Source organism: Metallosphaera tengchongensis (assembly GCF_013343295.1).
Taxonomy (GTDB): domain Archaea; phylum Thermoproteota; class Thermoprotei_A; order Sulfolobales; family Sulfolobaceae; genus Metallosphaera; species Metallosphaera tengchongensis.
Map to the genome: position 1 here is coordinate 535,153 of NZ_CP049074.1, position 21,924 is coordinate 557,076.

The following is a 21,924-nucleotide window of genomic DNA, read 5'->3' on the forward strand; positions in this document are numbered from 1 at the left end:
CTTAACCTCGCATGATCCTTGCAGAGGGATTAACCAAGGTTTTAGGTGGGAGGGAGGTCATTAACCTTAGCTTTAGGGTCGAGCCTAGATCCGTCACGGGTTTCATTGGTCCCAACGGGGCTGGAAAGACCACTACTATTAAGGTCATCTCTGGCCTCTTGAGGAAGACCTCAGGTAAAATTGAAGTTTTAGGCGAGGACCCTTGGGACAACCCCAGGATTTACGAAAGGATGGCCGTGATCTTTACATCCATTTACCACCCGCAAGAGGTAAGGGTGGTGGAATATCTCAAGGACTTGGGGAGGATATACGGTAAAGACCCCAGGGACATTATACAGGAGTTTGGACTAGAACAGCACCTCAATAAAAGGTTAGGCCAGCTCTCCTCTGGGTTAGCCCAGAGGGTTCAATTGGCTTCAGCTCTACTGAAGGAACCTGAGCTCATTGTAGCAGACGAGCCCACAGCTAACCTAGACCCCAAAGCACGGTCGGAGTTCTACGACCTTGTGAGGAGGCTCTCGAAGAGGGGAGTTACCCTCTTCATATCCTCCCATATCCTATCCGAACTGGAGAAGGTTGTAACTCACGTGGTTTTCATATCCCAAGGGAAGGTAACCTTTTCTGGAAGGATAAACGAGGCAATGAATGCAGGGGAGGAGATTTACCTCCTTGTGGACGACCCGGAGAGGGCTATCACTATCCTCAATGGGGAAATGGAGGGCGGGTACATCAAGGTTAGGGGTGACTTAAGGGAGATCGTTAATAAACTGGACGGTGAAGGGATAAAGATAATTAGCTTAAGGAGGTATTCCCTCGATGAGGCTTTCAAGAAATTTTCAGGTATTTAGGGTTATTTTCAAAGAAAGGTACAGGGAGCCAACCCTAGAGCTTGTCCTGCCTACCATGCTTGTGTCCAACATATTCCTCACAGCGTTTTACGAAAGGTCCGGGTTTCAGCCTTTAGGGATAGTGCTTAGTTTCGTCCCCGTGATCAGCGTCTCCGAGACCTTGGCTTTCGCTATTGGGTTGAGGAATTTGGTATTCGTAACGGGAGATCACCTATATAGGGGTAGCATCATCTCTTTCCTTACCATGCCCGTAAAGAGGGAGCTCCTCTTCCTATTCGTCTACGTAACAGATAACTTTGTACCGTTGGCCATCTGGGTCCTCACCGAGTTCCTCTACTCGTATCTGTCCGGAATAGGGGTACCATCGCTCCTCTTGGTTACCTTTGTGGTTGGGTACTTCTTCTCCGAGAACTTGGTGTTTTTCCTCACTCTCCTTTTTAGAAGCCCTGGGGTCTCCACCCTGCTCGCGATGTTCATCCTAGGTGGGGTGTTCGTATTTGGAGGGGCTATCCTCTATTATCAGCTATTGCAGGGTGCAACAACAGGTCTCTACGCCCTGTCCTTTTCCAACCCTTTTGTCTTGTGGATAGCCAACTCCCTTGGTAAAGACCTGGTCCCTGAGATAGTGACAGGGTTGTTGGTCGACGGGATCCTTGGGACTTTGTTCCTTTTGGTCGACTTTATGATGTTTAGGAGGTTGGAACTATGAGGGGAAGCTTGATCATAGCCTTGGGCATAGCGTTGCTTAGCCTTAGCGCTGTGTCGATAACCCAACACGTGACAATGAATCAGGTTTTGGTAAAGCCTTTCAGCATCCTTGTACCTTCTACTGCCCAGGGAGAGATCCAGGTAGAGGAAAATGCCAGTAATGTCACAGTTTACGTCGAAGTAATACACAACGGTGTGGGGAGCGTGGAACCCCTACCACTTGTCTTGCCCCTCTCCCAAGGGAACTGGACCTTGATACCTTACAGTGAAACTTACGCAGAGGTAGTGAGCAAGGTAGTTAACCAAACTGAACAGCTTAAGTGCGGTAACGTCACCGTACAGAAGGTAGTGAACCAGACCGTGGAGAAGGTATCAGGAAAGGTCAATGTTCCCATTTACGTTAAGATTGACATTTACAGGATGAGGTTAGTGGTAAACCCAGAACTGGTGGGAGGAGTTGGGGTTGGAGCTCTCATTGTGGGTGGAATCCTCCTATCAGGAGAGAAGGTATTAAAACATTAGGGCAGTCTATCTGACTTTCTCCCACTCCAGAAGGGCTAGGGTTCCGCTGAGGTCTTGAGCCTTACTCCCCCCGCGAGAGTTACTCCATTTGACGTTACGAGGGAGGAAGGAGCTTCTTCAACACGTTTACGGTTTTCTTTATTGCTTTCTTCATTATCCCCTTGGTATTGAGGTAGAAATCGACTCCGGCCCTCATCTTTATGGAGTTGACCAGAAGGGAGCGCCACAAAGAAGGGTATGTAGAGAGAGGTTCTTAAAATACTACCCGGCTTAAAAGGCGAGGTTTCCCTTCGTTTATAAACCTTATCTCAGTAGCTGAATTATTGTTTTCTCCATCTGAAGATAAATTCTTGACCTAAGTACGCCCCTAAAGGGTGAATAGAAAGTTCTGAGTTTAATCAGGGAAAGAAGCATCATGAGAGATACCTTGGCTATTTTTCTTGATACCTTACTACCCTCCTCCATATGGCTCCATGGGATCTCCACTTCCACGACCTTAAACCCCATCCTCAAAAAGGAATAGACCAAATTCACGTCAAATATCCAGTCGTTCATAATCAGGTCATCCATGACTTGAGCCACCTTGTCCCTTTTCATCACCTTCAATCCGGCTTGAAAATCCCTGATCTGGCCCAGGGACGGAAAGAATAACTTGGTTGTTAAAATAAACGCTCTGTGTAGGAGACCTCTAGATACGGGAAGGGTGTTAAATACTCTAGTGGTTATTACTAGATCAGCTTGCTCTAATTTCTTTATTACGTTAAATAACGATTCAACCTGAACAGGAAGGTCTGCGTCCAATAAAATGATTATGTCGCCCTTGCTTCTCTTTATTCCCTCTCTCAATGCCCCTCCTTTCCCGAGCCTGGAACTGCTCACGTAAAGGTCCACCGGAAATCTACTTACGATCTCCGGGGTCCTATCGTTCCCATCAAATACGACTATAATCTGGTGGTTCTTAAAGAAACTCGTTAAAGTCTGCAACGTTCTTCCGATCCTTTTCTCCTCATTGTATGCTGGGATAACTATTGAAAGCATGTTATCTCTAATATTTACTAATATTTAATGTTTACTAGGTAGAAATGGTGTTGATTCAAATTATTCTGTAGCTATAGATCCCTCCTATGCCATAAAGGTAAGGCTAGAGGCTTTCCAGGGAACTAAGGCTTGTTGGTCTTGCGCTTGTGCAAATATCTAGTATTATCTAGTACATGGTCTCGCGCTTTAGTGATCATGCAATGTCCACTTGTCGCGAAACAAGGTTTGACCTCTGAAGGGCACAATTGAACAGTATAGTCGAATAATGAATGGTTTTCGGAAGCAACCCACGCAATTACGAAACGGTTAAAGGCCTCACCCCTTAGTACGTGGAGGAAGTCAGTAGAAAGGGGTTTGGGTTTCATCGGATCTCATATAACTTGACATCAACCCTCAACCCTTGTCACGGGAGTCGGGCGGGTCTTCCTTCAACCTCCTCCGCCCCAAGGGCTAACCCCAACCCACTTAGATGGGGTACCGTTTAAGTGGGGGAACCCGAACATCTTGGGCTGTCCATATGCAAGCCTTTCGGGATACATACCCACATCCGGCATTTTACAAAAATATTAGTACGGAGTTATATAAACTTAATACTCTCACTGAAACTGCTTACCACGGCAAGGATACACCAGAGGGTTGAAAAGAGCAAAGTCCCTTGCTCTGACGAGGGCTAGTCCTGAAGTCTTATGAACCCATTAACTCAGACCCAAAAAGGTTTCGTCACCAACTGGGAAACCACGAGCGAACCTCCTTGAGCTGTCAAGACCAGTTTGTGGAAATTTATACGAATTCTACGCGTAGTGTTTCAAGATCTCCATCATCTTTCTTCCGTTCTCAAGCATCCATTGGTCGTTATTGAAGAAAACGTAGACCCTTTTGGGGCTCAGTTCCACTATTTTCATGACGTCTTCCCTCAAATCTTCATCCCGGTAATTGTAAAGGTACCAGTCTCCTCTTCCGTGCATCCGGAGATATACAGTGTCGGAACTCATGGCAATGATGACCCCGATAGGCGAGTCGATAGACACCTGAGTGGATTCTAGGTGTAGATTTGCCTTGTACCACTCAGTGTCTCTGAACTCAATAGCCATTTTCCTCCCTACCTCATGTTCAAACTTGATCACTCTGTCCATGTTTTCCTGGTTTAGCTTAAAGGAAGGAGGAAGCTGGAAGAGGTAGAAGTCAGGGTTCAGCCCTTCAACGCTTTCCTTGAACTGATGCCAAGCATCAAGACTACTAAGCCTCTCCACATGAGTGATGGACCTGTGGACCTTAATTGACCACCTTATTTTGTGTTGTTTCCATTCATCCACTTGCCTTTTAGTCGGGACACGATAGAAACTGAAGTTAAGTTCTACCGCATTGAAACCCGTGTTCTCTTCATACCAAGATAAGTTCCTACCCTTGTTCCAGCTGTAGGACCATCCGGACGTACCTACATAGATTTCCATGAATTTCATCTTCTTTACAAGGGTTAAATTCCTCTTGTCTTGAGTTCGTTCTTTTGCAGGGATCTCCTGAGACGTTCCCACCCTAGCCTTTCATTACCACTTCGCCTTACTTGTGTACCATTTGGTTATGTATGCTATCTAGGAACAGCTGGTAAAGTTGGAATAACTACTTCTTCGTGCCTAAGGTCAACTCGGTGACTAGATCCCCTTGTGGTGGTTAAGGATAGGCTATGACCTCCTCCCCGCCATAAATGCAGGGTTTCCCATCGTTTATAACTAACGTATAGCACCAAGGAAATTATTCGTGATGAGGTGTCATACCTTCACACTTTGGGCATGTCTAGGACACTATCCCTATTACTCATACTCCCTCCATACCTTACCGCAACTTGTGCACTTGTAGAACCTAGTTGGAGGTTCATCTGCAGCCCTGGTCTGTAACATCCAGAAATAGACCTCATCGTTCTTGCAATTTGGACATACTACCCCCTTCATTCTTTGCGTCCCTGTTGGCATTTCCGTCTCAATCACAATCATTCTTTCGTGTTCCGAATGCTTTATTTTAGACGAAATCACGTCCGATTTAACTGCCTCCTCTTCATATCCGCACTTGATGCATCTGTAAACGGACTTACCGTTAACTTTCCTTGGAGTCATCATGGATTTACATTTAGGGCAAAACTTCAAGGTGAGTCAATCATACTACGTTGTCATCTTTTTTTAACTTTTTGGATCTTTTGAGGTTGACGTCCTCCCCGCCATGGCGAGGGCTCCCCTCATCTGTCCGGTTTACATCCCTCATCTGGGGGGATAGTCGAGAGGCTCAGAGAACCCTCCCATACAGGTTCATAACTGCGGTGACGTCCCTGTCCTCATAACCACAGTTAACATAACGATAATATACATGGGCCAGGTCTGGGCAAGACTTCTTTAGGTACAAAGTCCTTAGCAATCCAGATCATATAGACATAACGGTCTCACGGAAACTGTCGACTACGGCTTATCTATGGGTTTATCTAAACTCCTCTTTATCATCTGGACTATCCTTCCACACTCCTCCACCAAGGCGCCCTGGTAACCTCTCCCCACGTGAAAGTTACTGAAATTTACTTCCATCTTTACCCTGCTCTCCTCGAACTCCTTCAAAGACAGGAAGAGGTGCTCAAGAAGGTTACCCCTAAAGACGCAGACCTCCCCTGTAGGAAGGAGTATTGCAGTCCTGGTCTGTTTCAAATCTTCTCCAGGTCCTTAATGAAGGAGTTCCCTAAGCTTATTACGTCCTCGATTGCCTTGTTAATTGCCTCCTTTGGGGAAATTGAGCCGTCCGTAGAGATCCTTAAGATTATCTCGTCCTTTAATGGGTGCGGTAGAAAGTAAGTAGCTAACAGCACTCCCTTCACTTGCCTAAGCCTGTTGGCTAGGAGGTTCCCCAGGGTGTGGTCCTCCCCCATGATCCTTAGCTCTAAGTAGTCCTGGGACTCCTTTTCAACTGCGATTTCCATTTCCCCTCACCGAATAAGGACCGACTTTTCTACTCTCCACATTACCACACAAAGGGCACTTTAAATGTTCATCGTCTACTTTAAGCATGGGGGTTCCGCACACTGAGCAGAGGGCGTAAATAACCCCCAGATCCTTCCCCCTTAGACTGAGCTGAAGGGGATAGGTGAAGGATATGGGTCTAGCCCTAATTACGTCACCTGGTCTGACCAAATCCCTTATGTTCTTGGCGTGCTTGTGGGAGGCTTGGGATACGTGTAGGTAACCCGTAATGGAGGGGCTTACGAACCTCTCCTCAACTCCGCTCACGGAGATCACGGCGTAATCTTCCTTCAGGTTGGAGACCATGCCGTAAACGTACTTGGTTTTCTTCAACTTGTAGACGAAGGTCTTCCTTTCAGGTATAACGTTGCTCTTCCTGTTTATCATATCGTAGAACAGCTTACCCACTATTGAAGCCCTCACTTCACCTTGATTTTCGTAACACCCTTCACCAGGCGTGAACTCCTCTAGAACACCCAGTTGTTCTCCAGGGAGGACTAGTTCTCCTTGCTTTCTCATTTTCACCACGGAAATATATATGGTTCAAGCTTATTGGTTATAATCATTTTCGCTTCCCCAGGCGTTAGGACAGGTTTTTCGTATGAGTAGAGGTCATCAGTCGGTAGCCTAGGGCAGGAGGTAACTACAAATGCGTCTATGTAACTTCTGTCTAGGTTGCGGAGGGAGTCCTTGGTGAGCACCTTACTGGTGACCACGAAGGTCCTCTTCCCCAAGGACCTAAGCCTCGACTCTAGGGACTTTACCATTAAGGGCCTGTTCTGCCCTACCTTCAGTCCCTGAATTATGACCCACGTGTTTGAGTCCATTGCCTCCATTATCTTAGAGTACCTAATCTTCAAGACCTTGAAGACCTGGGGCGAAATGTCCTCAACGGATCCTGTGTAGGGGTCTACCTTGATCACTGGCTTCCCGGTCGCCAATCCTAGACCCAGGGAGTGAAAGACCCCCCCTGAAACGTTGACGTGGACGTCAGCGTCCACCATAGCCGACTTGTAGTCACACCCCAAGACCTGCCCGTCGCCCATGAAAGGGGAGGAAGGCTTCCCAACAAGTATCTCAAAACCTTTCCCAGTAAGGAAGTCCCTTATTACTGGGATGAGCTTTCCGTGTTGCACTGTGGACGTGAGGGCTACCCTCTTTACCTTTAGGTCATTCAGGGAAGCGGCAAGCCTCTCTAGGACTTCCTGACTCAGTTCCAGTTTACTCTCGGCCTTGACGAACAGGGTTGGGAACTTGGGATAGTACCAAGTATAGGGGGAGTGACCGAAGTGGACTATTAGGTCAACCTTCAGTAGACTTGCCTCATCCTCAGCGATATCGCACGCCCCCCAACTGGGCTCCCCAGAGATGATGAACTCCACGTCTGGGACTGACCTTAACCTTTCCACAATTTCGGTCGAAAAGTATCTTAACCCTTCAGGGAATTGCAGGAGAACTCTCTTGACCTTTCTCCTTATTAGTTCAGACTTTAGGTATTCCTCATCAAAAAAGTAACTCACTGAGTTTTTTCCTCCTTAAGAGGAAGTACCACAATCTCGGTATCCAACGGGATCTTGCTCATGGCGACCTTGAAGGCCTTCTTTGCGAAATCGAGGTGCTCCTTCTTGACCCTCACAGCCATAATCATGTCTCCAAGCTTAGTTATCCTGGCAGCTGTCCCTATGGGCTTACCGAAAGATAGCCTCATCCCGTCCTGAAGCCTGTCCGCTCCCGCGAAAGCCATCATTTTGTTCTCCCTTATTACGTGATGCGGGTATTTGGTTACGAAAAGGTAGAAGTCGGTCTCGTTCCCTACAAATGAAGTTAGCTGTTTCAGAGCAATGACCCTAGCAGCTTCCAGAGCGTTATGCCTTATCTGGCCTATCTGCTTTGTGACTAACCTGACCTCAAAGTCGTACTGTTTCTTGTGGTCGCCCATGGTGAACTTGGTTATTTTGGGCTGTGGAACGCCCGGGATATACTCCTTTCTGGTATAGGCAGGACCTGAAAAGTGCCTATAGCATCTTCCTGGTCTAAGTGGCATGGTTTAAAGTAGCCTCGTGTGGTATTTAACTCTATGGTTTGTCGACTCTCTGGTGGAAGGGGTAACCTTACCCCTAGATGAGCTAGTCCATCTCGTCTGTGGGACAGTGTTCTAGATAACTGTCACGGAAACCAGGGTAAGTGAAGGGTCTAAGCTGAACCCTGAGGTAAACGTTACCCTGTGACTATCTTCCTTAAGCTTTCACGTATTTACCTAGGGACTTTTGTTCCTTTTCCACCTTATCCCAGAGGGCGTCGTAATTATCTTCAAGGAAAGCGTAAAGCTTGGCTATCCTCGCCATCACTTCAGCTTCGCTAAGGGAGTGTATCCTCAGCCCTACCCTTCCGACTGCACCACCCCTCACCATAACCCAGTGGGCGAAGACTTCCAGAGGATACTTCGAGAAGACCTCTTCCTTGGGGACTTTCCTACCGTATAGCCAGTATATCTCCCTCACGAAGTTGGAAGAGATATTCCTGAACATCCTGGGTTCCCACTCCTGAAGGATCCTCTCCCCTTCCTTGGAGAGGACATTCTTCAGGTATTGATAGCCTTCCTCTTCTCCTCCTGTCAAGGCCAGACCGGTCACAGCAATGACGAAGTCCTTTTGGGCAAGGAAGGAGTCAAAGTCCCTGTTCACGAAGAGCCAAGCGGTAGCTGCAAAGGAGTCCACTATTCCTTCCATTAATTTCCCAATGAGCTCCTCCTTGTTGAAATGCCTTTCCACGCCATTGCCGTGGAGTATATCCTCGAACTCCTGAAAGTCCACTTTACCTGCGTAAACTAGCTTCCCGTCTATGAAGACTGATGGAGTTGAGATGACGCCCCTCTCCAACGCGAGGAAGGGGTACCTCTCCGTGTCTATGATCTTGACTTTTCCAAGCAGACCCCTCTGATCTAGGTACTCCATGAGTAGGTTGCACTCGGTACAGTTCCTATGGGTAAATATCTCCACTTCCATTTATAGTCTTGTTTTCTTAGGGTTGAAGCAATTTATCTTTAACTTCCACCACGGGGTATCGAACCTCTTGTCCAGCAGCCAGACCGTTGCGTGGTCCTCCCTGCTCCTTATAGACCTTCCTATAGCCTGTTTTACCGCTACGAGCGCCGGGATCTCCATGAGGACGTCTCTAAGGCTCTGTTTCGTGAGCTTAAAGATCTCCTCACTCCTGAGCCTCAAGTAATCATCAAAGGAGGGATATGGGATCCCGCAAATGGCCACGTCGCCGATCACACTCCTTCCGTCTATCGTGAGCTCCACACCTTCCGTCAGTTTCCCTCTGGCTACCCCTGCGATGATGGTCTTTCCACCCCTTACCCTCTCCGTTACTTCTTCTAAGTTTGTACTAATCCCCTCGACGAACTTGCTCACCTTAACGTGCTTCATGACCTCCTCCATGATCTTGTAGCTTGGGAATATGGCTAGCACGTTCTTTGGGGAAGAGTAGTATATCCTCAATAGGTAACTCGCGTACTTCTTCCACATCTCCTGTCCCCTGGAGGAGTAGGAGGAGGTCACGTCTAGGGCCAGAACACAGTCGTATGTCCCGGTCACCCTGCTCTTGGTCTCCTTCTCCACGTCGATGTATAAGATTTCCCTAGAGATGCCTAGGACTTTAGATAGGTAGTCCTTGGGTTGCATAGTCCCAGACATGATTATAACTGGAATATTCTCGTTCAACACTGACACGTACTGCGTTGGGGTGACGGGCTTCCTGATTAAGCCCCCCTTGTAGGAGAACACAGGGTCTTCGTTCCCTAAGTAGAACTTAATGACTGAGCCTAAGTGAAGTCGCTTAATGGACTTGTTTAGTATCATCTCCCTCCTTCTCTCCTCGTATTCCTCCTTTAGGAGCTTAAGCTCCTCGTCCGTAGGCCTTGGAAAGTCCTTGACCAAGACGTACTTCTCTTCATCTAGGACGACCTTCCTAAGTCCTTCCTTAAGCCTGAACAGGATCTCCTTGGTAGCTTCGTTCTTAGCCTGTCTAACAGCAAGCTCGATGGTCTGCTCGGTAAGCCTCCTCTCCTCGATCTCGTTTAAGTTGTCCAGGTTATGCGCTTCGTCCACAACGATGACGTAGGACTCGAGGTCTATACCAAGGGATTCCCTCATCCACGGGATGAACAAGTAGGGGTACGTCAACGCGACCACATCTGCCTTTGGCATCTCCTCCATTAGGGTGAAGTAGGGACAGAACCCATCCAGTTTACCTCTCTCTTTTAAGTCTCTTAGGACTGAAAACGGTGGCCCTCTAGCCTGCACTAGCCCAGGGGAGGAGGTCATGCATAGGGAACACTTCACGTCCTCTGGGTCTACCCCTTCCTCGGTATAGAGACATGCCTTGGACTTCCCCACGATGAAGGAGAAAGTCTTGCCTAATCTCACTGCTTCCCTGTAAATGGGGTAAAACTCGTTAAGAGTCCTAACTGCGAAAAGAACCTTATCCCTCACTTCTAGGGCTGAGACCAACGAAAAAAGCGTTTTTCCGCTCCCTGTAGGCGACTGTAAGGCCACTAACTGGCCTTCATTCAGGGCCTTAACTACCTTATCCTTTAGCGAGTGTTGCCAGTCCCTTAGCTCCAATCCTGAGTCCTTGAGATAACTTCGTCTAACATTATATATCTTATGAAGGACTTCTCACCCAACCTCGCAACGTCGCTAGCTTTTCCTCTGACTTTGATGGTCAACATGAAACTGAAGACGTTCTCGATCTTCACTTGGGAGATTTCCTTTAAAACGTCATCTGATGGGGAGGTATCCAGGACAAGTATAGCCTTTATCTCAGTACTTGGAGAGCTCTGGGCTATCTCTACTATCCTGTAATCAACCTTGGTTCTGAGGGCTTCATTATAACTTATCATTTCACGCACCTTAATGTAGTATAGCGTTTTAACATTATAAAATAATCTGTTAAGGACTTAACGGAATAGTGACCATATAAGTGAATTATTAAGTTAATAATAATCAGGGATCTGTGCTAATTTTATTTAGATATAGAACAATCATGTTCACGTGATAATTAAGAGGCCTGAGATGAAGGTAGGGGAGAAGAGAAAAGTGGTGGATGAAGGTAAGGAGATTCTGTTGATATTCCTCGGGGGGTCTAGATACCTAGCTTTTGATAACAAATGTCCTCATCTGGGGTGTGACCTGAGCAAATACGGAGTTTTGATAAGGGAAGAGTTGGTATGTCAGTGTCACTTCAGTCACTTTTCCGTAATAGACGGGAGACCATTAAAGGGTGCGTCTAAGAGGGCAATAAGGGTTTACGATGTCAGGGTCGAAGGTGAGGATCTAGTCCTCACCCCAAGGGAGGGGGTAAGCGACCGTCAGCATAAATGAGCGCATGGGGTCTATCCTGTCTTCTTAGACGTATTAAGTGACGTGTAGGATAGGGATCCTTGTTTGGGGTCATTGGTTAGGTTTACTTCTGACATCCAGCTCTGTGAGGGTTTTTGTAGAGGTTCCGTGTGTCACTCCCCTTTCTTCAGGTTACTACTCGTTAACTTCCTCTGTCCTTAGCTATTAGGTAGTCTTAAGACGGTAAGGACGCTCTCCTCTGACGTTACTAAAGAGGTGGTCTCAATCCTCATCTTCATGGAGTTCGCCAGAGATGGGTAGTCATTAAAGGAGGTTTTAAGTAGCCTTTTACTTGCCCTAGAAGACCAGACTGGCTACCTGGAAGTGAATAACAGATATAAACTTGTTAATAAACTTGGTACCATCTTGAGACCTCTAATAGTAGCGTCACTCCCTATCTTGAGGAGGGAAGACCTAAAGAAAGTCCAGGACGTCGATGCCGATTTTGTAGAGCTACGTCTGGACTACCTAAGGGAAAGGGTGGAACCAACGGAGTTGGCATACCTCAAAGGGAAAGTCATAGTGACCTTGAGGGACAGGAATGAGGGGGGCGTGGGGAATATTGATCACGACGAGAAGGAGGCGTTCCTCAAGAAGCTCTTTGACCTCGGCGTGATGTATGATGTGGAGGAGTCCTTCCTGAGGAAGAGGAAAGTTCCTTACGAAGGACAAGTAGTCTCAGCTCATTATTTCTCCAGGTTGCCTGATAAAGAGGAGGTGGACCAGATCTTCTCAAGGTTTAAGCAAGCATATACGGTCAAGGTAGCCGTCTCTAATCTTCCCGGATACAGGGAAACTTTAGCATATATTTCTGAAAAACCTAACGCGACCTTTATGCCCATGAACGTTAAACCTATGGAAAGGCTCGCCTTCGCCCTCCTGGGCTCTAAGTTACTGTACACCTACGTTGAAGCCCCCACTGCTCAAGGTCAGATGAACTACAAGGAGGCTAAGAGGCTCCTGGACTTCTTGTTTGAAAATGGTAAATGAGGTTGAACTTCGCAGGGTTTCATAGTGCTTTGTGTAATCCATGGCCATCGGGCTTCACTGGGTTCGAGGAACTACTCCCTTTCACCACATTAGCGTAACCGCAAAACCCTCCTGGTGGACTTTAGGGCGTAACTTTGATCAACGCCCCTACCTTAGCTAGGCTATCCCAAAACTTTGGGTTGCTCTTCTTTACGCATTCAGCACTCAACACCTTTCCTCCCGCATTGAGGGCTAAGTCCCCTGCCATCATGGCGATCCTGTGGTCCTTGGGACAATCCACTTCCCCTCTCCTTAACCTTCCTCCAATTATCCTTATTTTCCCGTCTTGGACTTGGGTGGTTACCCCAAAGCTCCTCAATGTTAGGGTTATTGTCTCCACCCTGTCGCTCTCCTTGGTTCTGAGCCTCTGGACGTCCTCAATCACGGACTCGTTGGGCGAAATAGCCATGATCACAGCAAGGGATGGCGCTAGGTCTGGAACATCATTGACCGAGACTTTGAGAGGGTTGTGAACTCCGGTGTCCTCCACCTCCCACGTTCCTTCCACCACCTCGCTTCGGGCTCCGCTCTCCTTAAGGAGATTCACTATCACGTGGTCTCCAAAGTAGTTGGGCGTGGGATAAAGGTTAGTTATTTTAATTTTGCCTCCTGTAAGGATCGCACCGTTGGCGTAAAAGGATGCTAAGGCGTAGTCCCCCGGGACTTTCCCCTGGAACTTACCGAGCTGGGAGCATTGGACCTCTACGACGTTCCCTTCGAACCTAACCTTCCCACCTACCATATTTATGACTTCGGCGGTCATGTGTATGTAGCCCTTGGAGGAAATTGGGGGTATAATCCTGATTCTCCCTCCCCCCTTGAGACAATATGCGTAAATGAGCCCCGAGATGTACTGACTGCTCTCCCAACCTTCGATTTCCGTCTCGTCCTCCAGCTGACCCTCCACTACTAAAGGCAGGGAGTTGGAGGAAAACTTAGCCTTCCTCATGTACCTTAGGGCGTTGAGCGGTCTCCTCCTTAAGGTTTCGTCACCGTCCAACTTAACCTTCCTTCCGAGGGTTAGGAGTATTGGGATGATCATTCTCAAGGTAGTTGCAGAGCCTCCGAGGTGGAGTTCCTCCCTTCCCTCCCTTATTCCCCTAACCACATTGAGGGCGACCTTAACGTCATCCGACTCCGGAACGTTCTCCAGTCTGACCTCAGTTAGGAGCGAGAGCAGGACGTACCTTATGCCGTAGCTCTTGGAGGGTGGAGCTTCCACCTCGCCCCTTATGACAGAGGGCTCAATTTCTACTATCAAGATTTATCGGCCTCACCTTCATGACTCTTCCGTATCTCTCCAGGGTCTCCTGAACTGGGCCCTCTTCTCCTTCCTTGACCACAGCGAAGTAGGAGGGGCCGTTCCCAGAAATTCCAGAGGCTAAAGCACCCCTCCTTAGGCTTTCCTCTATTGGTTCCGATGGGAAACCCAGTATCTCAGCTACTGCTATTCCGTTCATCTTCATAGCTTCAACAACTCTACCTGATAAAGCCATTTCAAATATCTCCTTGAAGAGGACTCTAAACTTCCTCAATTTATTCAGGTCTATAGTCCCTTTACCTTCCCTGGCCAGTACGAGTATTATGAAATCCTCAGGAGCCCTATCCTTCCTTATCACTCTAAATTCCTTGTTATAGGTGAAGGAAATCCCTCCGTAAAATGAGGCCACAGAGTCGTCTAGAGCTCCGGTGTAGGAGACCCCAGCCTTGAGGGAAAGGATAGCTGAAAGTTTGGGCACGTCCAGTTCTAGGTCAAACTTCTTGGCTATTTCACCTATCAGCGCACACGAGACCGCGCTACTACTCTTCAGACCGCTACTCCTGGGTATCTCGGACTTAATCTCCACCCGTAAGTTGTCTATCCCGAGCCCTCTGAAATAGTCCAGGATCTCCCTGACCAGGACGTCATTCTCCTCGTTTTTACCCTCCGAGACCTCCACGACTACCTTAAGGTTGACCGCCATGGAGGATCCATACCATGAGGGTAGGGCATTGACTACTGAGATTCCTCCGTAGGCCTGCATTCTTCCATGTACCTCCTCCACCTGTCCTCTATTATTTCTGCCTGGCTTTTCTCCAGTCTAACTGTAGGGATGACACCGGATCTCAGGGAGTGGTCAGCTAACGTTAGCGCCATCATGGACTCAACCACCGAAACCCCGCGTATCGCCACTGCGGGATCATGCCTCCCTAGGACTGAGATCTCTGAGGGATTGCCTGTCCTTAAGTCCACAGTGCCTTGTGGTTTCCTTATGGAGCTTGTTGGCTTGAATGAGCACCTTATCACTATGTCCTCTCCGGTAGTTATACCGCCTAGGATGCCTCCAGACTTGTTATCCTTCCAACCCAGTCTCTCCCCCTTCTTCACTATGGCGTCGTTGGCTTCACTCCCCTTCATCCTAGACGCTTGAAAGCCCAACCCGTATTCGAAGCCAGTCACAGCCGGAATGGATAGGATTGCCTTGGCAAGGTCAGCCTTAATCTTATCGAACGTCGGTTCCCCCAGACCTGGGGGAGGATTCCTAGCAATAACCTCTGCTACTCCACCGTAGCTGTCGCCCTCTACGGTCGCTTGCTTCACTAGGTCCTGGAATCTAGCTTCGCTTTCCTTGTCTGAGGCCCTAACTGGACTGTACTTTGAGCAGAGGACGCTACGAAAGTCAGCAGGTTTAGACTCCAGGGGGCCCAGACTCTTGAGCCTACCCGCTATCCAAGTATCGTGGTACATTAGAAGTTTTTTAGCTATGGCACCAGCTGCGACTCTACCTACAGTTTCCCTTGCACTGGATCTACCCCCTCCTCTGTAATCCCAGTTCTCAAAGCCGTACCTCATAATGAAGGGTAGATCTGCGTGTCCAGGTCTCGGTTTAAACCTCACTTCCTCGTAAAAGGATGAAATGACGTCAGTGTTCCTAACTACAATGGCTATTGGGGATCCTGTGGTTCTCCCATCGTAAATCCCGCTGAGTATCTCCGGAACGTCCTTCTCCCTCCTGCCTGAGACGTAAAGTCTCCCTGGCCTCCTGAAGGAGAGCTCGAATTCTATGTCCTCTTGGGAGAGCTTAAGTCCTGCAGGGACTCCGTCAACTACCACCCCCACTGCAGGTCCGTGACTCTCCCCAAAGGTAGTTATGGACAAAACTTTACCGAACGAGTTGCCTGGCATTTAGGAAATTCACCACCTGTAGGTCATCTAAGCTCTTCCCAAACCAAATTTTTTCAGCCTCCATTGCTTGCCTCACTAAGATTTCCAGTCCCGTAACAGTCCTCAGTCCCCTTTCCTTAGCCAGCTTGAGGAAGGGGGTGTCCTTGTACACGAACTCGATAGCGACTTTCCCCTTAACACACTCCAGAGGGACTGAGTAGGGATCAGGGATTGTGTTAACCACGATGTCGTAGTCGTCCCTGCAGTCATCAGTCACTTCAGCTTCTAAACTGTACCTAGCTAACCTGTCGACAAGCTCCTGGCTCCTCTCCCTAGTTCTGTTCCTTATCAGAATCCGACTGCCCATCTCCGCTAGGGCAAAGGACGCTGCCTTAGCCGCTCCGCCTGCACCGAGTATCAAAGCCTTACCATACTTTTCTCCCACGAGTGACTTTACTGCGAGATAGTCCGTGTTGTAGCCCCTTCCTTGGAAAACCGTGTTCACTGCACCTATCCTCTCAGCCTCGGGAGAGAGAGAGTCAAGGTAGGGTATCACGGACTCCTTGTAGGGTATAGTGACGTTTAGTCCGTAGGTCAACTCTAGCAGACCTGGCAAAGCCCTCTGGAACTTTTCCCTACCCAGGTCGAATATGACGTAGAGGGCGTTGAGTCCTAACCTCTCGAAAGAGTAATTGTGAATTAGAGGAGACAGGGAATAACTTATCTTCTCTCCTAGAACCCCCAGTAATTTGGTTTCGTACGATATGGAGGTGCAGTTCACGTCCCATCACCCAAGCACTGCACTACGAACCCCCTTAGGGTCTCAAGGGGGATCTTTACCCCTCTCCAGCTCCCTATCCTTGTGGGAAAGGGCATAAGGATGTCCTCTCCTCTCCTCTTCTTGTCCTTGGAAAGGGACTTAACAGCCTGCTCCTTATCTAGTCCCTTAAGTTGGTCTGGGGAAATAGGTAAGTTAAAGAGCTGAAGGAGCCAGATAACGTCCTCCACTACCCCCTCCTCCGCGTAACCCATCTCCTCAGCTATCTTCGCCTCACAAACCATCCCCACTGAGATGGCTAACCCGTGTGGGATCTGGAAGTTGGATCCGGCTTCTATTGCGTGTCCTACGGTATGTCCAAAGTTAAGTACTACCCTAATACCCTTAGTTTCCCTCTCGTCCTCTGCGACGACCTTAAGCTTATTTAGAGCTGACAAATGTATAACCCTCTCGAGGGAGTTCTGCTCCTTCCTCAGTATGGAGGAATAGTTTAAGGAGAGGAAGTCGTAAAGCTCCTTATCCAGGACCAGACCGTACTTTATGACCTCCGCCATCCCCTTTCTTATCTCCTCTTCAGGCAAAGTGTCCAGGAAAGAGATGTCCTCCAGTATTAGGGAAGGCTGATAAAAAGTGCCCAACATGTTCTTCGCCATCCCGTAATTTACGCCTGTTTTACCTCCTATCCCCGCGTCAACCATCCCCAAGAGGGTGGTGGGTACGTTGACCAAGTTTAGACCCCTCATGAAGATGGAAGCCGAGAACCCGGCTACGTCAAGTACGGTACCCCCTCCAATGGCGACCAGGTAGTCCCCCCTTGTGAACTCGGCTTCGAGGAGTTCGTCGACTATCCTCATGGCGTTCTTAATGTCCTTACCAGATTCGCCGTCCTCAATTTCCACCTCAAGGTCAGCCTTCAACTCAGGCTTAATGGATTTCGGGTGGACAATGCACTTCCTTCCAGGAAGCGACTCTATCTCCTTAACTACTCCTCTCCCTACCTTGACTTTCACCTCAGAACAGCAGACCTGTTGAGAGAACTCCATCATGCAGACCTACCTAGAACTGACGCCAAAGCCTTTATCCTCTCCATGAGGAGCTGGAACGAGTCTGGAGTTAGCTGTTGCTCTGAGTCGCTCAGCGCGACCTCAGGTTTTGGGTGTACCTCTATTAGAATCATGTCCGCTCCTGCAGCAACTGAGGCCAATGCCAGTGAGTGGACTAGTTCCCTCTTCCCTGCAGGGTGGCTTGGGTCTGCGCAGAAGGGGAGGTGTGTCATTAGCTTCCCTGCCACCATTCCCCCCAAATCCAGGGTAAACCTAGTGGACTTCTCGAAGGTTCTAATTCCCCTCTCGCAGAGCACCACGTTACCGTTCCCTTCCATTAGGATATACTCAGCAGACTGTATGAGCTCCTCCACGGTGTTGCCAAGTCCTCTCTTTAGGAGGACCGGTTTACCCATTTTCCCAGCCTCCCTGAGCAAGGTGAAGTTCTGCGAGTTCCGAGCACCTATCTGGATCATGTCGGCGAACTTCACGAAGGCGTCCCTGTCCCTAGCATCAAGTATCTCGGAGACTACAGGAAGTCCAGTCTCCTCACTTGCTCTCCTCAATATTTTGAGCCCCTCTTCTCCTAAACCCTGGAAGGAGTATGGGCTTGTCCTAGGTTTGTAAGCCCCTCCCCTAAGTAGGGAGGCACCAGCCCTCTTGACTGCCCTAGCTACAGTCAGGGTCTGTTCCTCAGACTCTACGGCACATGGGCCCGCAGCTACTACCACCTTGTTTCCTCCAACTTCAACGTCCTTGACCTTGACCAGGGTAGGGTCCTTCTTCCACTCGTTACCAGCTAAAACGTAGGACTTCTTTGTCTTTACCATTAACTCAACCGAGTCGTCTTTGATTCCCTCCACCTCAGAGTCTGGATATGCAAGTGCCAATTGCTTCCCGTAGAGGTTGAGGAACTTGAAGGAGGCCGAGCTTGACTCGAGCTTCTCCTTTAGGGATGATGTATCCGTACCCCTTAGAATGAACAAGATCATTTCTTTTCCTGTTCAAAAGTAGAGAAAAGGGTATTTAACTCTCTAAGTCCTATCCTCCTGGCTTCCTTGGCGTAAGGGTTCAACCTCTGTATCTCCATGATCACGCCCTCCAGTTCCCTCACCCTTTTAGCTATCCTGTGAACCTCCCTGAAGTTAGTAGTTTCAAAGTTGCTGAAGTCTACGTTCATCTCCCTGGAGAGTAATTCAAGGCTCCTGGAAAGCCCAATCATGTAGAAATGCGGGAGCACCTGGACTAGGGCCATTGCCCTCTCATGAGTATCTAGGTCAGTTACCACGACGGAGAGACCCACGTCAGTCCAGAACTTGTGCACATCTTGGATGTCCCCAGACGTGGAGGAGGGTATTAATGCTATCTTCTCCCCAACCGGATTTAGGTAAGGCCCAAAGAGGGGATGAGTAGAAACGAATCTGAACTTCTCCCTCTCGGAGGTTCTCTCCAGTTCCCTAAAAGAGCTCTGCTTGCTGGAAAGGATGTCCATGACTGTCTTCCCGGATGCCGCGTGAAGGTACTTGGACATGCTGTCAGAGAACACCCCCTCTGGCGGAAGCGCTAGTAAGATCATTTCGCCCCACTGTAACGCGTGGGGGACCGGCATGGTGGTGAAGCCGAACTCCTTCGCCAACTTCTCAGACTTCTCAAGGTTCCTACCAGTGATTACAACTTCGTGGCCTGCTAGCTTAAAGAGCGACGCAAGGGATCTAGCCATGCCCCCGTATCCGACTATGGTAACTTTCCTCCTCTCAGATGGTCCCAACTCCCTCATCTTAGCTACGGTGAAGATGGTTGACAGAAGGTTGTCGGCCAGAACTTCAGGTATGCCATACCTCCTTGCCATTCCCCTCCATTTCTCCCTGACCTCGTCCTCTCTCCTTTGGTCGGTGACTGGGAGACCTTTAGCCTTCTTGAACTTACCCACCTCTGAGACTAGTTCCAACCTTCTGAAGAACAGTTTGAACAGCTCCTCATCTACCTTATCTATCTCTGCCCTAAGCCTATCAAGTTCCGTCATCCCTGCCCTGAACCTCCTTGGTTACCTTTGGAGATTATTCTTTTAGTCCATTCCGCCCTCGGACATAAAGGAGAACTTCTATCCGTGGGAAATTTCCTAGTTTTCAAATTATCCAGCTCAGACCTCCCCCTAGGTTTCCTGAAGGTGGAATTGCAGTCTAGATTCTCCCCATCGGAGTAGTTGATGTTCCCACGGTTCCAGATCTCAAATCCCCCATCCATCCTCACAGCAACCAGCTCGTTAAATCCTTGCTTCCCACCCTCTGGTTCCAAGACGTGGAGGCTGAATAAATCCGTGAGATCCAATTCCCCAGAGGGCGTTTCCATGGTACAAACGTAGTCAAAAATAGTTTTTAAATATTTACCCGTGGCGTAGCTAAGTTCACTTCATTAGCTCTAGGGCTGCATTGACGATGGTCTTCTGGGTAATACCGTAATAGTCTAGGAGTTCCCTTTGGCTCCTGGCTGACCTACCGTAAGTCGTTGCTCCTACGAACCTCATGGGTACGGGGTAGGTCGAAACCACAGTCTCAGCTATCGCTGAGCCCACCCCTCCCATCACGTTGTGCTCTTCCACCGTAACTATTCTTCCTGTCTTCCTGGCTAAATACTCTATGGTAGACTTGTCGATGGGTTTAATCGAAGGTACGTTAACTACAGCTGCGCTGATTCCCATCTTTTCCAGTTCCTCAGCTGCCTTAAGCGCGTCCCAGAGCACGACGCCAGCTCCCATTATGGTCAAATCGTCACCGTCCCTCAATGTGTAGGCTTTCCCTATCTCGAACTTGTAATCTATAGTCGAGGTTATAGGTGGAGAATAGTCCCTCCCCATTCTGTAATACAAAGGCCCCTTGTCGTTCAAGACTACGGGCATACTTCTCTCCACTTCCGCAGCGTCTGCCGGAATCACTACCTTAAAGTTGGGGATGACCCTCATTAACGCAATGTCCTCCAGGGCCTGGTGGCTTGAACCATCTCCACTGTCGCTGTAGCCCGAATGGGTTACGAAGACCTTTACGTTCAAGTTCATCCTACCTATTGAGTTCCTCATCTGTTCCCAGGCCCTCATTAGGAACATGGCGAACCCAACTACCACTGGTTTCTTCCCAACAGCTGAGAGCCCTGCCCCGAAGTTTACCATGTCCTGTTCCGAAATGCCCACGTTGAAGTACCTGTCTGGAAACTTCTCCTTGTAATAGGACGCCCTTGAAGAGTCACCTACATCGGCCGTAATTACTATGATGTCCTTGTCGGCCTCCCCTAACTTCACAAGGGTTCGGCCGAAGGCTTCACGTATTGAGGAGAAACTGCCTTGCAACATCCGGAACAACCCTCTGTCTCTTAGTGTTCTCTATCGGGGTGAACCCCTTGCCTCTCTTGGTATCTGCGAATATCACAGCAGGTCTCTTACTTTTAACGGCCTCCTCCACGGTAGAGAGGACGCTTGAAATATCGTGCCCATCGCAGTGGAACACTCTCCAGCCAACAGCCCTCCATACCTCAGGAAGGAATTCCTTTGGCTTCACGTCCTTTGTGCTCTCATCTAACTGGAACCCGTTAACCTCAATTATGGCGACCAAGTTGTCTAAATTCCTAGCGACCGCGTGAGTCATCGCTTCCCATATCTCTCCTTCGTCCTGCTCTCCGTCTCCCATTATCACGAACACCCTACCAGTCCCCTTAGCCATCCTTATGCCTGTGGCAACACCTATGCCGAAGCTTAGACCTTGCCCTAGGCTCCCTGTTGACATGTCCACTCCTGGTATAAATGTCTCAGGATGCCCTTGAAGTAGGCCTGAGATGTCCTGTATTTTCCACAGTTCCTCCTCTTGAATAAGACCCTTCTCATGTAGCACTGCGTAAAGGGCTGGCGCTGCGTGGCCTTTGCTTAATATTAACCAATCTCTGTTAGCCGGATCCTGGGATTCCCTTAGCACCTTCATTTCTAACGCTGTAAGTATTTCTATACTGCTCAAGGAGGAACCAACATGTATCGACTGATCGTAGAACTGCATCTTTATAACGTTCTTCCTGGCCCTGTTGGCCATCTCCTTGAGCTTGTTTATTTCCTCTATTGATATTGGAATTCCATCACTTCCACCTTTTTCCATTGGTGCAACAACTAACCCCCAAGCTAATCCATACGCTTCCTTTTTTAAGTTTTCGGAGCGAGAGTAAAGTGGATAGTCCGGCAGTCTACCGGGGGCACGTATAGCAAATCTTAAGCTCCATCTTTTGAGGGCTTCGCATTTAGGGAAAGCATTTAAAAAACACTGGGTGAGATACTTCTGTGTGATATCATCGAACTCGCCCAGCTCCTTGATTGAGGATTCAACTACGCTAATGCAGGGACAGCATCCGTTAATTTCATCCCTTTTAGGTGAATCATCGTA

28 protein-coding genes are annotated in these 21,924 nt (G+C 48.6%); 5 read left to right on the forward strand and 23 right to left on the reverse strand.

Annotation, left to right across the window (positions count from 1 at the left end; all coding sequences use genetic code 11):
• Positions 1-11: 11 nt before the first annotated feature.
• Genes GWK48_RS02740 through GWK48_RS02750 form a run of 3 tightly spaced genes read left to right on the forward strand, consistent with a single transcriptional unit; the run spans position 12 to position 2,078 of the window.
• Positions 12-848: an ABC transporter ATP-binding protein gene (locus tag GWK48_RS02740; RefSeq protein ID WP_174629356.1), complete on the forward strand. Its 837-nt coding sequence runs from the start codon at positions 12-14 to the stop codon at positions 846-848.
• Complete coding sequence (locus tag GWK48_RS02745; protein WP_246263880.1) at positions 817-1,557, forward strand: hypothetical protein; 741 nt, start codon at positions 817-819, stop codon at positions 1,555-1,557. The genes GWK48_RS02740 and GWK48_RS02745 overlap by 32 nt, the downstream gene beginning before the upstream one ends.
• Positions 1,554-2,078, forward strand: coding sequence for a hypothetical protein (locus GWK48_RS02750; protein WP_174629358.1), 525 nt, complete (start codon positions 1,554-1,556; stop codon positions 2,076-2,078). Before GWK48_RS02745 ends, GWK48_RS02750 begins: the two co-directional genes overlap by 4 nt.
• A 94-nt stretch (positions 2,079-2,172) precedes the next feature.
• On the opposite strand, the gene GWK48_RS11655 is transcribed toward GWK48_RS02750, so the two are convergent.
• The 13 genes from GWK48_RS11655 to GWK48_RS02805 form a co-directional block, all read right to left on the reverse strand.
• Complete coding sequence (locus tag GWK48_RS11655; protein ID WP_281359996.1) at positions 2,173-2,307, reverse strand: hypothetical protein; 135 nt, start codon at positions 2,305-2,307, stop codon at positions 2,173-2,175.
• A 74-nt stretch (positions 2,308-2,381) separates the two neighbouring features.
• Positions 2,382-3,116: a glycosyltransferase gene (locus tag GWK48_RS02755; RefSeq protein WP_174629360.1), complete on the reverse strand. Its 735-nt coding sequence runs from the start codon at positions 3,114-3,116 to the stop codon at positions 2,382-2,384.
• A 428-nt stretch (positions 3,117-3,544) separates the two neighbouring features.
• Entirely contained in the window at positions 3,545-3,670 is a 126-nt protein-coding gene (locus GWK48_RS11660) for a hypothetical protein (RefSeq protein WP_281359997.1), read from the reverse strand.
• Between the two features lie 237 nt (positions 3,671-3,907).
• Positions 3,908-4,567 (reverse strand): DUF72 domain-containing protein, encoded by a 660-nt coding sequence (locus tag GWK48_RS02760; RefSeq protein WP_174629362.1) that lies wholly within the window; start codon positions 4,565-4,567, stop codon positions 3,908-3,910.
• Positions 4,568-4,924: 357 nt separating this feature from the next.
• Complete coding sequence (locus GWK48_RS02765) at positions 4,925-5,254, reverse strand: transcription factor S (RefSeq protein WP_174629364.1); 330 nt, start codon at positions 5,252-5,254, stop codon at positions 4,925-4,927.
• Positions 5,255-5,560: 306 nt separating this feature from the next.
• Positions 5,561-5,800, reverse strand: a complete 240-nt coding sequence (locus GWK48_RS02770) for a hypothetical protein (protein WP_174629366.1) — start codon at positions 5,798-5,800, stop codon at positions 5,561-5,563.
• Positions 5,797-6,069, reverse strand: a complete 273-nt coding sequence (locus GWK48_RS02775) for a DNA-directed RNA polymerase subunit L (RefSeq protein WP_174629368.1) — start codon at positions 6,067-6,069, stop codon at positions 5,797-5,799. The genes GWK48_RS02770 and GWK48_RS02775 overlap by 4 nt, the downstream gene beginning before the upstream one ends.
• The gene (locus GWK48_RS02780; RefSeq protein ID WP_174629370.1) at positions 6,053-6,628 is read right to left on the reverse strand and encodes an exosome complex RNA-binding protein Csl4; all 576 of its coding nucleotides are present in this window, start codon (positions 6,626-6,628) and stop codon (positions 6,053-6,055) included. Before GWK48_RS02780 ends, GWK48_RS02775 begins: the two co-directional genes overlap by 17 nt.
• Before the next feature lie 2 nt (positions 6,629-6,630).
• Entirely contained in the window at positions 6,631-7,629 is a 999-nt protein-coding gene (gene dph2, locus GWK48_RS02785) for a diphthamide biosynthesis enzyme Dph2 (RefSeq protein WP_174629372.1), read from the reverse strand.
• Entirely contained in the window at positions 7,626-8,153 is a 528-nt protein-coding gene (locus GWK48_RS02790; RefSeq protein ID WP_174629374.1) for a 50S ribosomal protein L16, read from the reverse strand. The genes dph2 and GWK48_RS02790 overlap by 4 nt, the downstream gene beginning before the upstream one ends.
• A 193-nt stretch (positions 8,154-8,346) precedes the next feature.
• Positions 8,347-9,114 carry a thioredoxin family protein gene (locus GWK48_RS02795; protein WP_174629376.1) on the reverse strand — a complete coding sequence of 256 codons (768 nt, stop codon included), beginning with the start codon at positions 9,112-9,114 and terminating at the stop codon, positions 8,347-8,349.
• Positions 9,115-10,737 (reverse strand): helicase C-terminal domain-containing protein, encoded by a 1,623-nt coding sequence (locus GWK48_RS02800; RefSeq protein ID WP_174629378.1) that lies wholly within the window; start codon positions 10,735-10,737, stop codon positions 9,115-9,117.
• Entirely contained in the window at positions 10,728-11,015 is a 288-nt protein-coding gene (locus tag GWK48_RS02805) for a hypothetical protein (protein ID WP_174629381.1), read from the reverse strand. Before GWK48_RS02805 ends, GWK48_RS02800 begins: the two co-directional genes overlap by 10 nt.
• A 151-nt stretch (positions 11,016-11,166) precedes the next feature.
• On the opposite strand from GWK48_RS02805, the gene GWK48_RS02810 reads away from it, so the two are divergent.
• Both GWK48_RS02810 and GWK48_RS02815 read left to right on the forward strand, forming a co-directional pair.
• Positions 11,167-11,496: a Rieske (2Fe-2S) protein gene (locus GWK48_RS02810; RefSeq protein WP_174629383.1), complete on the forward strand. Its 330-nt coding sequence runs from the start codon at positions 11,167-11,169 to the stop codon at positions 11,494-11,496.
• A 384-nt stretch (positions 11,497-11,880) separates the two neighbouring features.
• Complete coding sequence (locus GWK48_RS02815; protein WP_246263881.1) at positions 11,881-12,504, forward strand: type I 3-dehydroquinate dehydratase; 624 nt, start codon at positions 11,881-11,883, stop codon at positions 12,502-12,504.
• Positions 12,505-12,625: 121 nt separating this feature from the next.
• On the opposite strand, the gene GWK48_RS02820 is transcribed toward GWK48_RS02815, so the two are convergent.
• Genes GWK48_RS02820 through GWK48_RS02865 form a run of 10 tightly spaced genes read right to left on the reverse strand, consistent with a single transcriptional unit; the run spans position 12,626 to position 21,642 of the window.
• On the reverse strand, positions 12,626-13,804 hold the full coding sequence (locus tag GWK48_RS02820) for a 3-phosphoshikimate 1-carboxyvinyltransferase (protein ID WP_174629386.1): 1,179 nt from the start codon (positions 13,802-13,804) through the stop codon (positions 12,626-12,628).
• Positions 13,788-14,567 (reverse strand): shikimate kinase, encoded by a 780-nt coding sequence (locus tag GWK48_RS02825; RefSeq protein WP_174629388.1) that lies wholly within the window; start codon positions 14,565-14,567, stop codon positions 13,788-13,790. The genes GWK48_RS02820 and GWK48_RS02825 overlap by 17 nt, the downstream gene beginning before the upstream one ends.
• Positions 14,540-15,709, reverse strand: a complete 1,170-nt coding sequence (gene aroC, locus GWK48_RS02830) for a chorismate synthase (RefSeq protein ID WP_174629398.1) — start codon at positions 15,707-15,709, stop codon at positions 14,540-14,542. The genes GWK48_RS02825 and aroC overlap by 28 nt, the downstream gene beginning before the upstream one ends.
• Positions 15,687-16,469, reverse strand: coding sequence for a shikimate dehydrogenase family protein (locus GWK48_RS02835; protein ID WP_246263882.1), 783 nt, complete (start codon positions 16,467-16,469; stop codon positions 15,687-15,689). The genes aroC and GWK48_RS02835 overlap by 23 nt, the downstream gene beginning before the upstream one ends.
• A complete protein-coding gene (gene aroB / locus GWK48_RS02840; protein ID WP_174629400.1) occupies positions 16,466-17,512 on the reverse strand; it encodes a 3-dehydroquinate synthase in 1,047 nt (348 codons plus the stop codon). The genes GWK48_RS02835 and aroB overlap by 4 nt, the downstream gene beginning before the upstream one ends.
• Positions 17,509-18,501, reverse strand: a complete 993-nt coding sequence (gene aroF / locus GWK48_RS02845; protein ID WP_174629403.1) for a 3-deoxy-7-phosphoheptulonate synthase — start codon at positions 18,499-18,501, stop codon at positions 17,509-17,511. Before aroF ends, aroB begins: the two co-directional genes overlap by 4 nt.
• Entirely contained in the window at positions 18,498-19,532 is a 1,035-nt protein-coding gene (locus GWK48_RS02850; protein ID WP_174629405.1) for a chorismate mutase, read from the reverse strand. The genes aroF and GWK48_RS02850 overlap by 4 nt, the downstream gene beginning before the upstream one ends.
• A complete protein-coding gene (locus GWK48_RS02855; protein ID WP_174629407.1) occupies positions 19,529-19,858 on the reverse strand; it encodes a hypothetical protein in 330 nt (109 codons plus the stop codon). Before GWK48_RS02855 ends, GWK48_RS02850 begins: the two co-directional genes overlap by 4 nt.
• Positions 19,859-19,913: 55 nt before the next feature.
• Positions 19,914-20,852, reverse strand: a complete 939-nt coding sequence (locus tag GWK48_RS02860) for a transketolase family protein (RefSeq protein WP_174629409.1) — start codon at positions 20,850-20,852, stop codon at positions 19,914-19,916.
• Positions 20,821-21,642 carry a transketolase gene (locus tag GWK48_RS02865; protein ID WP_174632465.1) on the reverse strand — a complete coding sequence of 274 codons (822 nt, stop codon included), beginning with the start codon at positions 21,640-21,642 and terminating at the stop codon, positions 20,821-20,823. The genes GWK48_RS02860 and GWK48_RS02865 overlap by 32 nt, the downstream gene beginning before the upstream one ends.
• Between the last annotated feature and the right edge of the window lie 282 nt (positions 21,643-21,924).

Excerpts from the sequence above, each read along its gene's own strand:
- GWK48_RS02740 (WP_174629356.1), top strand. The coding sequence starts at position 12 with ATGATCCTTGCAGAGGGATTAACCAAGGTTTTAGGTGGGAGGGAGGTC.
- GWK48_RS02745 (WP_246263880.1), top strand. The coding sequence starts at position 817 with ATGAGGCTTTCAAGAAATTTTCAGGTATTTAGGGTTATTTTCAAAGAA.
- GWK48_RS02750 (WP_174629358.1), top strand. The coding sequence starts at position 1,554 with ATGAGGGGAAGCTTGATCATAGCCTTGGGCATAGCGTTGCTTAGCCTT.
- GWK48_RS02755 (WP_174629360.1), bottom strand. The coding sequence starts at position 3,116 with ATGCTTTCAATAGTTATCCCAGCATACAATGAGGAGAAAAGGATCGGA.
- GWK48_RS11660 (WP_281359997.1), bottom strand. The coding sequence starts at position 3,670 with ATGCCGGATGTGGGTATGTATCCCGAAAGGCTTGCATATGGACAGCCC.
- GWK48_RS02760 (WP_174629362.1), bottom strand. The coding sequence starts at position 4,567 with ATGGAAATCTATGTAGGTACGTCCGGATGGTCCTACAGCTGGAACAAG.
- GWK48_RS02775 (WP_174629368.1), bottom strand. The coding sequence starts at position 6,069 with ATGGAAATCGCAGTTGAAAAGGAGTCCCAGGACTACTTAGAGCTAAGG.
- GWK48_RS02780 (WP_174629370.1), bottom strand. The coding sequence starts at position 6,628 with ATGAGAAAGCAAGGAGAACTAGTCCTCCCTGGAGAACAACTGGGTGTT.
- GWK48_RS02790 (WP_174629374.1), bottom strand. The coding sequence starts at position 8,153 with ATGCCACTTAGACCAGGAAGATGCTATAGGCACTTTTCAGGTCCTGCC.
- GWK48_RS02795 (WP_174629376.1), bottom strand. The coding sequence starts at position 9,114 with ATGGAAGTGGAGATATTTACCCATAGGAACTGTACCGAGTGCAACCTA.
- GWK48_RS02805 (WP_174629381.1), bottom strand. The coding sequence starts at position 11,015 with ATGATAAGTTATAATGAAGCCCTCAGAACCAAGGTTGATTACAGGATA.
- GWK48_RS02825 (WP_174629388.1), bottom strand. The coding sequence starts at position 14,567 with ATGCAGGCCTACGGAGGAATCTCAGTAGTCAATGCCCTACCCTCATGG.
- aroC (WP_174629398.1), bottom strand. The coding sequence starts at position 15,709 with ATGCCAGGCAACTCGTTCGGTAAAGTTTTGTCCATAACTACCTTTGGG.
- aroB (WP_174629400.1), bottom strand. The coding sequence starts at position 17,512 with ATGATGGAGTTCTCTCAACAGGTCTGCTGTTCTGAGGTGAAAGTCAAG.
- aroF (WP_174629403.1), bottom strand. The coding sequence starts at position 18,501 with ATGATCTTGTTCATTCTAAGGGGTACGGATACATCATCCCTAAAGGAG.
- GWK48_RS02850 (WP_174629405.1), bottom strand. The coding sequence starts at position 19,532 with ATGACGGAACTTGATAGGCTTAGGGCAGAGATAGATAAGGTAGATGAG.
- GWK48_RS02855 (WP_174629407.1), bottom strand. The coding sequence starts at position 19,858 with ATGGAAACGCCCTCTGGGGAATTGGATCTCACGGATTTATTCAGCCTC.
- GWK48_RS02860 (WP_174629409.1), bottom strand. The coding sequence starts at position 20,852 with ATGTTGCAAGGCAGTTTCTCCTCAATACGTGAAGCCTTCGGCCGAACC.
- GWK48_RS02865 (WP_174632465.1), bottom strand. The coding sequence starts at position 21,642 with ATGGAAAAAGGTGGAAGTGATGGAATTCCAATATCAATAGAGGAAATA.